Here is an 11,990-nt window from a genome sequence, read left to right as displayed (position 1 = left end):
CGGCTACGCCATTATCTGGATGAGAAGGGAAATTCTTCTCCTACAAACATTTTACTCATACTGTGGATGATAATAGAGCATTTTCTGGCAGAGAAAAGTATCCGTTGACAGGTACGGACTTTTTATCTATATTAACAATGACAATTCAATAATCCCGCACTCAGGCGGGAGAGGTTCATAGCAAACAACCCTCTATAAAAAACTATGGCTTTGATACTTTATAAGCCCGGTTAAAGATGCGGCGGCCTCTCTTACGCGAATGCGGATTCAGATAAGGAGGCTTTTATTTATGCCCGGAAGAAAAAATGAAGAGCTATCAGACATTACCTTGCTTGGAAATCAAGGAACAAAATATTTATTTGACTATGCACCAGAAATACTCGAGTCATTTGACAATAAGCATCCGAACCGTGATTATTTTGTTAAATTTAATTGCCCGGAGTTTACAAGCTTATGTCCAATCACAGGTCAGCCTGACTTCGCAACCATTTATATCAGCTATATACCTGACCAAAAAATGGTCGAAAGCAAATCGTTAAAGCTGTACTTGTTCAGCTTCCGCAATCATGGTGATTTCCATGAAGATTGCATGAACATTATTATGAATGACTTAATCAAGTTAATGGATCCGCGCTATATCGAGGTGTGGGGGAAATTCACGCCAAGAGGCGGCATCTCCATCGACCCTTACACAAACTACGGCAAGCCCGGTACAAAGTATGAGCAAATGGCTGAATACAGGCTGATGAATCATGATCTGTATCCAGAAAAAGTTGATAATCGTTAATATATTAGCCAACACAAAATTATAGAAATACAAGTTCGAGACCTATTCGCAATCGTGAATAGGTCTCGAATGTTATCAAAACCCCATGCCAATCATGGCATGGGGTTGCGTCATTAATATTTTATCGTAAAAGATTTAAAACCCTGCAAGTGGCTGCTTTCTGTTTTTTCGATACTGGTCACCCTGGAAAATGGATTGCCTTCCTTGATGCTGTTCGCAAAGAGGACCAGGTCATCCTCGGAACCTTCTGCTAAAATCTCGACCTGATCATCCGGGAGATTTCTTACCCAGCCAGTGATGTGATATGCATTGGCCTTCATTTGTGTGAAATAGCGAAAACCGACACCATGGACCCTTCCGTTAACAATCAGATGATATTGCAGCAAGAACTGTTCCCTCCCCAGAGAAATAAAAACCACTTATTTTTATATTTTTATTATATTCTAATCAGGCAATAAAACATAGTTATGATACGGCAAAAAAAAGCAGGCTCCAATAGAGGAGTCTGCTCTTACAGTTATTAAAACGCCCAATTACCGTTCCGGAAGACGGGTTCTGTTTTGCCGTCAGCGGAAATTCCGTCAATATCCATTTCAGCTGACCCGACCATAAAGTCAACATGGGTGATGCTCTGGTTTAAACCTTTTTCTTTCAACTGATCTGAAGACATTTTTTTGCCGCCTTCAATACAAAAAGCATAGGCGCTGCCAATTGCAAAATGATTTGAAGCATTTTCATCAAAGAGTGTATTGAAAAACAAAATGTCTGACTGTGAAATCGGTGAATTATGTGGAACGAGAGCAACTTCACCGAGATAGTGTGAGCCTTCGTCCGTTTCAACTAACCGCTTTAGAACTTCTTCACCCTCTTTAGCCTCGACATTGACAATTCGTCCATTTTCGAACGTGATTTTAAATTGGTCAATGATATTGCCGCCATAGCTTAAAGGCTTTCTGCTTGAGACATAACCATTTACACCTTCTCGATATGGTACGGTAAAAACCTCTTCCGTCGGCATATTGGCCATGAATTCAATACCATTTTCATTTGTGCTTCCGGCTCCGACCCAAATATGGTCTTCAGGCAACTCTACGGTTAGATCTGTGCCGGATGCTTTATAATGCAGCTTCTTAAAACGCTTGCTGTTTAAATACTCAACTTTCTCGTTTAAGTTTTTATCATGTTCCTTCCAAGCCTCGACGGGATTGTCAAGATCGCTCCGGGTTGCTTTAAAAATAGCTTCCCAAAGCTTATGTACACGGTTTTCCGCTGGTTCCTCAGGGAATACTTTGGCCGCCCAGTCATCTGAAGGCACGGCAATGACAGTCCAGCTGACTTTATCTGATTGCACATATTGGCGGTATTTGGCGAGCGCTTTTCCGGTAGCTTTTTGGAAATTGGCGATTCGCTCAGGATTGATCCCTTTGAGCAAATCAGGACTTGAAGAGACGATCGCCATAAAGGCAGCCCCATTTTCAGCAAGTGCCTCCGTTTCCTTTGCGCGCCATTCAGGGTACTCCAAAAACGCTTCGTTAGGTGCGAGCTCGTATTTCGTGCGTGAAACAACATCATCAGTCCAATTGACGACGACATTATGTGCTCCTGTCTCATATGCCTTTTTCACGACAAGTCTTACAAATTTCGCAGCATCAAGCGTCGTGTTAATCACGAGGGTTTGTCCTTTCTGAACATTTACGCCCACTTTGACAGCAAGGTCTGCGTATTTCTCTAATTGTGCGTTAAAATCACTCATTTATTATCTCCTTGTCTAGCGCCAGCGCCTAGACCCTCCAGGGGGTCATGAGCCAATCGCTTCCAGAAGGCAAAAAACACCTTGCTGCAGCGCTCGTCTTGCTTGTCGGGTCTGAACAAGGCGCTTCCGCTTTTTCTTATTTACAGAATCTCCTTTTTATTTTAGCTTTAATGATTGGAAAAAGAAACTGAATACCATTCTGGCCTGAAATTTCCTATCCGTGTCTATATAGCTATAAAGTAGTGATGAATTCCAAATTAAAGAAGAACAAGACAAATCTATATGGTTCATTTCTCACAAACGAGGCAAGGGTTGAAAAAACAATCCTTCTATTTCATAAAATCATGTTATCCTATTTAGGAGGGGGAAACGATTTGCGTAAGTTTTATTATTTGATGATCAGTGCAGCTATATTAGCGGGCTGCCAGACTGAAGCACAGACAAAAACAATAGAAAAACCTCAGGAAGAGGTTCCGCATACAAAGGAAGACTGGATTAAACAGAGCGGGATAAAAACAGAGCTAGCATCCGCGGAAGATCCCATCATTGAAGTTATACATATAAGGGGCAGGAAACAGCCAGAAATATTGGCCTCCTATACTAAATCCAATCCGGAATTGAATGAACAAACCGGGATCTTGATAGGCAAAAGCTTTGACGAAAAAACGCGCAAATGGAAAGTGTTTTTTCGAGAAGAAGCACCAGCTGTTGCTGATTTTAGAATGGTTGGACCGATAACCGTTGAGTACGAAGGTAAACAGACAACCCGAGTAGTTGTAGAGCATCAGTCTGCAGGGGCATCAATGGTGCCTACTTCTGCACGGCTCTTTGGTTTTGCCAACGGTGAATTTAAACAAATAGGCGAATTAACGAGCGAATATGTGGAAACAGGAAAAGTAGCAGTTGAAGATAATTTAATTGTATTTAAAGGTGAAGAACAGCAGGATAGCTTCCAATGGTCAGAAGCCCAATTTGAGTCAAGTCCCGAATTGCTCAACTCAAGAAAAGAACTCGGTAAATACGCGAATATCATGCTGGAATATGAAGCACAGGCTGGTGAACTTACTGTTACCGGTGATAAAGAAGGTGTGGTGTATGCCCAGCCTGGCGGGACAATCGGGATACGACAATCCGGCCTTGTTAAGGGGAGTGCTCGTATATTCCATAGCTTAAAGCAGGCAGATCAGCCGGGTTTATACACAATTACTGAAGATGATCATAATCGTGATATAGTCTTTGACTTTCAGTACGGCCATACTATAAAAAAAGTGACGATTTTACTGGAATCGTCATTGCAGAAGGAAATGGCTAGTGCCGGTTTTTTTGATCAAACTTTTGTTGAGGAAATTCGACAGAATAAACTAAAGGGAATCGTTTATCCAATTGGTACAATGGTCGATCAAATTAAAACAGAAAAAGGGAAACCGGACTTCGAGGAAAACTGGAGCGGATCTCTCGTCTTTGGTTATAAAGACCATGCCTTTGGCTACTTGGAAACAGAAAACGCCAAATCCATTCACTATGTCAGCTATTTTCCTGGAGAACGGCAGCTGTTTTTCAAAGAGGCAGAAAAAGTACTGGGAGTACCGGGTGCTGAAGGTGTAAGCGATAAGGACGGAAACTATTTTCAGCTTTATGACGCAGGGAATGGGAAAGAATTGTGGCTGGAAGGGACTTCTGAACAGAAGGACAGTCCAATCAGGGAAATCAGGTTAATTCAGAAATAGAAGCAAAAAAGAGCGGAAATTTCCGCTCTTTTTTCAGTCTTTCTCCTCCAATGCCTGTTTCAGCAAGTCCCCAAGGCTCGTTCCGAATGAGTCATTTTGTGAATATTTCTGGACGAGTTTCCGTTCTTCTCTTTTTGTTACCGACTTTTTCTGTTCTTCTGCTTTCTCGACAACATTGCATGGACGGCACTGAAAATACAGGCCTGCTTTACCTTCATGCATTTCCATGCGTTTTTTACATTGCGGACAGCGCCGTTTTGAGAGTTTTGGATCTTTATGCTTCCGGTAGTGGCAATCCAGATTGGAGCAAACTAAAATTTTTCCTTCTTTCGTGTTTCTTTCTTTTAAGAAGGAATTGCACTCGGGGCACTTCGAACCGGTTAAATTATGGGCACGGTATGCCTGGTTGCTCTTTTTGATTTCGGAAACAAGATTTTCCGTCTTTTTGCGGATATTTTGCAAAAATACCTTTGGGTTTCCTGTTCCGCGTGCAATCGCTTCTAATTCTTTCTCCCAGTGTGCAGTTAGCTCAGGTGATTTGAGTTCGTCGTTAACCAGTTCAATGAGCTGTTTTCCTTTGTTTGTCGGGTAAAGACGGCCATTTTGCCGTTCGACAACTTCGGTTTCGATTAGTCTTTCAATAATCTCAGCGCGTGTTGCCGGAGTACCGAGGCCGTATTTTTCCATTTGAGCAAGAATATCTGCCTCAGAATAGCGGAGCGGAGGCTCAGTGAATTTTTTGTCCATCTCGATATTCTTGGTTGGAAATTCCTGCCCTTTTGTTACATTGGCAAGACTCTGGTTGCCCTCCGCTTCTTCACTTTTTCCGGCAATTTTCCTGAAGCCCGGATCAACGACAACGGTTTCCTTTACCTTGAACGTTTCCCCGTTCACGTCAAAGCTGGCGAGAACAGTTTCGAACTGGTAGGGTGGATAAAACAGCCCGAGGAAACGGCCTACAATAATGTCGTAAAGTTTTCGCTCATCAGTGGATAAATCGTTTAAATGAAGCCGTTCTTCGGTCGGAATAATTGCATGATGATCGGTTACTTTTGCATTGTTGAAAACCTTTTTTGCCAGTACACGTCCTTTACTTGCAAGGAGCGGTCGCACTTCATCCTTGTATCCGGAGCTTATCGCCTCGAGACGATCAAGCATCGTCGCTTCCATATCATCAGTCAAGTAACGCGAATCTGTGCGCGGGTACGTAACAAGTTTATGCTGTTCATACAATCCTTGCAGAACAGACGAAGTTTTTTTAGCTGAAAATCCGAATCGTTTGTTGGCATCGCGCTGTAATTCAGTTAAGTCATAGGGTAGCGGTTGCGGTTCACTTTTCGGCTTGCGATCAATTGAAGTAAGTGTTGCTTTTTGGCCGGTTAATTTCTGTTTGATTTTCTCGGCGCTTTCCCTCGAAAAAATCCTCTTTTCGCCATTCTTTTCCCAGAGAGCTTTCAATGGGCCGATGTTCGCCTGGAGAGTCCAGTATTCGGTTGGGACGAACGATTGAATTATTTTTTCCCGTTCGATAACCATCGCTAAAGTCGGTGTCTGTACACGTCCTGCGGAAAGCGGATCATTATACTTGGTTGTCAATGCTCTTGTAACGTTAAGGCCGATCAGCCAATCTGCTTCGGCACGGCAAACAGCAGATTCAAATAACGGTTCAAATTGCTTGCCCGGCTTTAAATGCTGAAAACCTTCTTTAATTGCCCGGTCTGTCTGCGAAGAGATCCAAAGGCGTTGAATCGGCTTCTTCCAATGGACTTTATGCAAGATCCATCTTGCGACAAGCTCGCCTTCCCGGCCGGCATCTGTTGCGATTATACATTCCTTAATATCCGGACGTTTTGCAAGGCTTTCGATCCCGCGATATTGCGGACTTGTTTGCTTCATCACCTTCAATCCCATCTTGTCGGGAATAATCGGCAAGTCTTCAAGCCGCCACGTTTTATATTTAGTATCATAATGCTCCGGCATTTTTAATTCGATCAGATGCCCGAGAGCCCATGTGACAATGTATTTATTTCCTTCAAAATAATACTTATTTTTCTGATTGCAGCCAAGCACGCGGGCGAGTTCACGGGCAACGCTTGGTTTTTCTGCAAGAACGAGAGATTTCATAAAAACTCCTTCCTGGAGTTTGCGGTAAAACTGTCACGCATCGGTGAAGCCGCAAACCAATACCTATAAAATGGTCTTATCCTATAAGTATAACGGAAAAAGCAGGAATTTAACATTGAGATAGTCGAGACGAGGCTTCTGGCCATCATCTTCAGATTAGATTGGGAGTTATAAAAAAACCAAGGATTAGGTCGCTAATCCTTGGTTCTGTAATAACTGTTCCGATATATCTTCGACTTCAGACGCTATATCATCAACTTTTGAGGTATATCATCGACCTAATTCCGTTTATCATCAACTTTTACATATATCATCAACTTCATTCCGATTATCATCAACTTTTTAAATATATCATCAACTTCATCCCATTTATCATCAACATTTCAAATATATCATCAACTATATTCCGTTTATCATCTTAGTTCCGATGCATCCTTTCACGCAGTGATGTGATATGCGCAATATGGTGCTGCGAATGCCATGCATATAAAGCAAGTGTTTCGTTCAAATCCATTTTTTTATTGTGGTCCGGATGGATAAATTTGCGTGAGAAATCTTCTTCAGTCAGAGATTCAAGCAAACTGACCCAGCGTGCATGTACAGCTTCCAATAGGTTGAGCGAGACTTCGTGGCCGACCGTTAACGAGTCGTGAAGCTGGGACCATCGGTTTTCGTCATATGTTTTAACAGTTGGTTCGTCTTCTGTCAAAGCTAGCTTAAAACGTATATAGCTATTCATGTGGCTGTCAGGAAGATGATGGACAACCTGTTTAACCGTCCAGCCGCCTGGACGATAGGGAGTATTAAGCTGAGCTTCGGACAAATTTTGCGTAGCTTTTCTTAAAAGGCCGGGAGCGTCTTTTAATATTCTGATCCATTCGTTCCTTTGTTCAGATGTAATGTTTGCCGGAAATTCAAATCGGCCAATTGGATACATCAGCTTTTCCATATTACCCCTGCTTTCCTTTTAAATATATATAAAATATTTCATGAATTTCCCTTTATGTCCATTACTTATTTCAACTCTTTAATAAACTAACACACCACTTGATTAACAAACTAAAATTTTCCAAAAAGATTGACTTAAGTAGACTAAAGGTCATAGAATTAAAATATAATTCGGAAAATTATTAAAAAGGCAGGGGAACAAGGTGAAATATAGCTGTTCTTCTATTAATCAAAAACAAATGAAAGAGGCTGAACTTAACCGGATCGGATAAGGGCAGCCTCTTTCTTTATTGTGCTAAAGCGATGGAGGGAGACAGGATGGTAATTTTGACGGGCAATACTTTGACAATCGAGGCAGTGAGGACAGTCATATATGGCAAAGAAAGAGTGGAGGCATCAGTTGAAAGTATCAAAGCTGTAGAAAAAAGCCATAAGGCCGTAAAAAGGATTGTTGCAGACGGCAAAATTGTTTATGGAATTAATACTGGTTTCGGGAAATTCAGTGATGTCATGATTGATGCTGATCATGTCCGGGATTTACAGCTTAACCTGATTCGTTCACATGCATGCGGAGTAGGGGAACCGTTTTCGGAGGTGGTATCGCGGGCGATGCTGCTGTTAAGGGCAAATGCCCTGTTGAAAGGCTATTCAGGGATAAGGCCTTTGATCATCGACAGGCTGATCGAATTCCTAAATAGACAAATCCATCCTGTCATTCCCCAGCAAGGGTCGCTAGGTGCGAGCGGTGACCTGGCTCCATTATCCCATCTTGCACTCACCATCATTGGCGAAGGCAAGGTCATGTATAAAGGGCAGGTCGTGGATACGGCCGATGCACTCAATGAAGAAGGATTATGCCCTCTTGAACTTGAGGCAAAAGAGGGACTGGCGTTAATCAACGGGACGCAGGCGATGACCGCGATGGGTGCTGTCGCCTATTTAGAAGCGGAACGGCTTGCGACCGTTAGTGAAATGATTGCAGCGATGACGATGGAAGGTTTGAACGGAATTACCGATGCTTTTGATGAGGATGTCCATTTGGCACGGGGGTATAAGCAGCAAATCGAGACAGCAAGCAGGATGAGAGCTTATCTGAAGGGGAGCAGGCTAACGACAAGGCAGGGTGAAATGCGGGTGCAGGATGCCTATTCGCTGCGCTGCATACCACAGGTTCACGGTGCTTCCTGGCAAGCATTGGATTATGTCAAAGAAAAACTAGAGATTGAAATCAATGCTGCGACAGACAATCCGCTTATCTTTGATGATGGTGCGAAGGTGATCTCTGGTGGCAATTTTCATGGACAGCCGATTGCGCTGGCAATGGATTTTATGAAAATCGCGGTCGCCGAACTGGCTAATATTTCAGAACGGCGTATCGAAAGGCTTGTCAATCCGCAGCTCAATGATTTGCCGCCGTTTCTTAGCCCGGAGCCAGGTCTGCAATCAGGTGCGATGATTATGCAATATTGTGCTGCTTCACTCGTTTCCGAAAATAAAACACTTGCCCATCCGGCCAGTGTAGATTCGATACCGTCATCAGCGAACCAGGAGGATCATGTCAGCATGGGGACGATTGCCGCCAGGCATGCTTATCAAATAATCCAGAATGCAATGAAGGTAGTTGCAATCGAATGGATCTGTGCCATGCAGGCAGCAGAATACAGGGGAACGGAAAAAATGGCTGGTTTTACTAGTAAGCTTTATAAAACAGGACGGGAGCTGGTGCCGTCCATTGAGAAGGACAGAGTTTTCTCGGGGGATATCGAAACGGCATCACAATGGCTGAGAAAAATGCAAAATGATCATCTGACGAACATAAGATGAGCCTTGCTTTTGTGAGAAAGTTTCTTCACCTATTCACGGCCTGTCGAAGCGGTTTTTAATGGCCTCATATGTGAAAATTAGTTGTGCATCTTCGTCTCTTTCTTTCGCATGTTTTTTAGTCAGGCTATCTTTCGGAAAGAACCGGGGTGGCCTGTTTTCTTATGCTAAATTCCTCCTCGGTGACATTCTGATCACTGCTTTCATTTCATCAGTAGGCTTTTCCAAACAGCTTGAAAAAATGTGCCTCCTTTTGCATATGTATAGAAGGAATGAAATTCTTAAAGGCAAGATGAAAGGAGCTTCCTATGCAAAATAAGCTTTATGCCAAAGACGTTGCCGCTTATCCGTCCTACTTTTGTGCAACAAGAGACGATCCGGCCCCTCTCTTTACAGCTGATGCATTTTTCGACGGGCAGATTAAACAAATCAGCCTCGAAGGTTATCAGGGAAACTGGGTCGTCCTCTTCTTTTATCCGAGCGATTTTACATTCGTCTGACCGACGGAATTAGCAGCGGTCGCTGCTGTTCATGATGATCTGAAAGCGCTGAAAACGGAAGTGGTCGCGATTAGTACTGATAGTGTCTATGCCCATAAAGTGTTTAAGGAAACCTCATCATCGTTGCGAAATGTTGCCTATCCGCTTGTAAGTGATCGTACTCAGGAGATTAGCCGTGCTTATCGCGTCTTGGATGAACAGACGGGAGAGTCATTTCGGGCAACTTTTATCATAAGCCCTGAGCAAATCATTTTCGCAAAGCATATCTATCCGAAGGAAATAGGCAGAAACATTCCGGAAATTGTGCGGTTAATTCAAGGAATTCAGTTAGCGCAGCAAACAGGTCAGGGAGTGCCTGCGAACTGGTTGCCCGGTAATAAAGGTATACAGCATAATGATGATGAGATCGGCAGGATATAAGAAAAATTGAGCGGGTTCGTTCTCTTAGTTTCGGGATCAATAAGAAAGGCGACATAGGCCCAAGCTCCAGTGCGAATTTTTGATCTTTCGGTTATAATGACATTAACGTATCAACATTTTCACCATGAGAATACCATTAAGAAGGGATGGTATAATGGATTTCGCTTCGATTGTGTCAGAAGATAAAATTCGCAAAGCATACGAAAATGGGGAGTTCGATCATCTACCCGGATTTGGCAAACCGCTGCCACGGGATGATGCCGCCGCAGTCCCTCCCGAGCTACGAATGGCATACAGAATGCTGAAAAATGCTGGCTATTCCGCGGAAGAAAATCGCCTTAAGCAGGAAATGCTGTCACTCGAGGATCTCATAAAGAGCTGTGAAAACGACGAAGAAAAAGAGCAGCTGCAAAAAAAGCTGAATGAAAAAATACTTCGCTTCAACAGCATGATGGCAAAGCGACGAGCCAACACAAACTCGAACATGTTCAAAAATTATGAACAAAAAATCAACAGCAAGCTTTTTTAGCTGAATACGAAGCAGTCAGGTTACAATGGCCTGGCTGTTTTTTTAGTGCTCAAAAAAGAAAAGTCCAAATGAAGTAAATATCCAGTTACATATGCCCTTTTTTCACGGTTCTCACGTTAAACTGCCCATCACTTGAATCGTTATTAAGGATGATGGTCAATTTTTCACGCTTGCCAGTATTGAGCAGGACTTGGACTTGAAGTACGATCTCATATAGGATCCCCGGTTTCATTTCCTCCGATGATTCAGGGAGTGCCTCTTTATTAATACTGATAATTGTTGCATTCTCATATTGTGGAAATCTGTTTTGATAAGTTTCTATAATCGATTTGGAAATTTGTTCATGAAATTGTTTCACTAATACCTCTTCCATAAGCTGACTGTTCGCTCCTTCTCCATCGGCAGTGCTCACAGCAATTATATTGATCAAGGCCGCAATAAGAAATACGTATATGAGCTTTCTCATCCAGGACCATCCCTTCTTACTTCAACTTATTGTTCATATCGTTTCACAAAAAGATGCGATTATTCGGGATTTAGAGTCGTTCTGTCGCGCAGTGACATCTGTTCTGCTTTCATGTAGCGCTTCCTGCGAATCAAACATGAGCAAAAGGGCGGATATACCGAATTCTCTAAAATGAATAGCAATTATAGCCGCGGATTATCCGAGTCACCAATCGATGATTTGCTTTCGCGGATATATTTGGAGATTCGCGGATATATGAAGTTTTTCGAGGATAAGATGGCAAGGATCGCGGATCAGATGACATCGATTGCGGATGAATGCTGATCCGACCGCGAATATGTGAACGAGCAGTCGCGAAAAAATTCCGTTCTATCACGATTGGAAGAGCATCTATCGACGAAAATCCTATTCTGCCGCGCTAAATTCTGCTAGGAAGCGTTTGCAGCGCTGCAACCTAATTTTTGCGGGTACAGCTGCAAAAAAAATTAATGTTTATTTTCCCTTAAAAAACAAGAAAAAATGTCGAAATAAAGGGAAATGGCTAATTTTAAGTCTTTTCAAACGGAGATTGGCAGCAAAGAGCTTAAAAAGTATGAGATAAGACAGGTGAATGATTCATGGACAAAACGTCGTTAATTGGTGTGATATTGGGAATTTTTGCGGTAGGGGTCGGAATGGTATTGAAGGGTGTAAGTGTTGTAGCACTTGCTAATCCTGCCGCAATTTTAATTATTTTGATTGGAACGGCCGCAGCCGTCATTATTGCTTTTCCAACTGATGAAATTAAACGCCTCCCGAAGCTTTTCGGAGTGATATTTAAAGAACAGACTCTTGTCAATACGGTTGAACTGATTGTTTGAGTCAAGCATTTGTTGGCGGAATTTATTTCCACCTAAAACGTGTAAGCGGATTCAT

General features: G+C 42.6%; 11 protein-coding genes and 1 pseudogene. 7 read left to right on the top strand and 5 right to left on the bottom strand.

The genetic code is table 11. From position 1 onward, the window contains the following. The first annotated feature begins 289 nt into the window (after positions 1-289). Positions 290-787 (top strand): preQ(1) synthase, encoded by a 498-nt coding sequence (gene queF, locus CU635_RS22755; protein WP_101579638.1) that lies wholly within the window; start codon positions 290-292, stop codon positions 785-787. Between the two features lie 113 nt (positions 788-900). Here queF and CU635_RS22750 read toward each other — a convergent pair whose 3' ends face one another. Then, entirely contained in the window at positions 901-1,173 is a 273-nt protein-coding gene (locus CU635_RS22750) for an acylphosphatase (RefSeq protein ID WP_101579637.1), read from the bottom strand. A 134-nt stretch (positions 1,174-1,307) separates the two neighbouring features. Further along, positions 1,308-2,540, bottom strand: a complete 1,233-nt coding sequence (locus tag CU635_RS22745; protein ID WP_101579636.1) for an aminopeptidase — start codon at positions 2,538-2,540, stop codon at positions 1,308-1,310. A gap of 47 nt (positions 2,541-2,587) precedes the next feature. Here CU635_RS22745 and CU635_RS23610 point away from each other — a divergent pair, with 47 nt between their 5' ends. Together CU635_RS23610 and CU635_RS22740 are read left to right on the top strand one after the other, a co-directional pair. Beyond that, the gene (locus CU635_RS23610; RefSeq protein WP_180956574.1) at positions 2,588-2,731 is read left to right on the top strand and encodes a hypothetical protein; all 144 of its coding nucleotides are present in this window, start codon (positions 2,588-2,590) and stop codon (positions 2,729-2,731) included. A 183-nt stretch (positions 2,732-2,914) separates the two neighbouring features. Continuing rightward, positions 2,915-4,267, top strand: a complete 1,353-nt coding sequence (locus CU635_RS22740; RefSeq protein WP_101579635.1) for a hypothetical protein — start codon at positions 2,915-2,917, stop codon at positions 4,265-4,267. 33 nt (positions 4,268-4,300) lie between these two features. Here CU635_RS22740 and CU635_RS22735 read toward each other — a convergent pair whose 3' ends face one another. After that, the gene (locus tag CU635_RS22735; RefSeq protein WP_101579634.1) at positions 4,301-6,391 is read right to left on the bottom strand and encodes a DNA topoisomerase III; all 2,091 of its coding nucleotides are present in this window, start codon (positions 6,389-6,391) and stop codon (positions 4,301-4,303) included. A gap of 418 nt (positions 6,392-6,809) precedes the next feature. Beyond that, positions 6,810-7,340, bottom strand: coding sequence for a YfiT family bacillithiol transferase (locus CU635_RS22730; protein ID WP_101579633.1), 531 nt, complete (start codon positions 7,338-7,340; stop codon positions 6,810-6,812). Positions 7,341-7,657: 317 nt separating this feature from the next. Between CU635_RS22730 and hutH the strand changes: the two genes are divergently transcribed. The 3 genes from hutH (at position 7,658) to CU635_RS22710 (ending at position 10,609) form a co-directional block, all read left to right on the top strand. Then, on the top strand, positions 7,658-9,163 hold the full coding sequence (gene hutH, locus CU635_RS22725) for a histidine ammonia-lyase (RefSeq protein WP_101579632.1): 1,506 nt from the start codon (positions 7,658-7,660) through the stop codon (positions 9,161-9,163). A gap of 305 nt (positions 9,164-9,468) precedes the next feature. Then, positions 9,469-10,080 (top strand): peroxiredoxin, encoded by a 612-nt coding sequence (locus CU635_RS24025; protein WP_245917567.1) that lies wholly within the window; start codon positions 9,469-9,471, stop codon positions 10,078-10,080. A gap of 154 nt (positions 10,081-10,234) precedes the next feature. Continuing rightward, positions 10,235-10,609 (top strand): DnaJ family domain-containing protein, encoded by a 375-nt coding sequence (locus CU635_RS22710; RefSeq protein WP_101579629.1) that lies wholly within the window; start codon positions 10,235-10,237, stop codon positions 10,607-10,609. Between the two features lie 85 nt (positions 10,610-10,694). On the opposite strand, the gene CU635_RS22705 is transcribed toward CU635_RS22710, so the two are convergent. Next, complete coding sequence (locus CU635_RS22705) at positions 10,695-11,075, bottom strand: hypothetical protein (RefSeq protein ID WP_101579628.1); 381 nt, start codon at positions 11,073-11,075, stop codon at positions 10,695-10,697. A gap of 617 nt (positions 11,076-11,692) precedes the next feature. Here CU635_RS22705 and CU635_RS22700 point away from each other — a divergent pair. Further along, positions 11,693-11,929 (top strand): annotated as a pseudogene (locus CU635_RS22700) (flagellar motor protein MotA); the annotation flags it as partial. Positions 11,930-11,990 lie beyond the last annotated feature (61 nt).

Source organism: Bacillus canaveralius (assembly GCF_002860125.1).
In the GTDB taxonomy this organism is placed as follows: Bacteria; Bacillota; Bacilli; order Bacillales; family Cytobacillaceae; genus Bacillus_BJ; species Bacillus_BJ canaveralius.
Note: the sequence above shows the minus strand (reverse complement) of the source record. Positions and strands in the feature narration are given on the sequence as shown.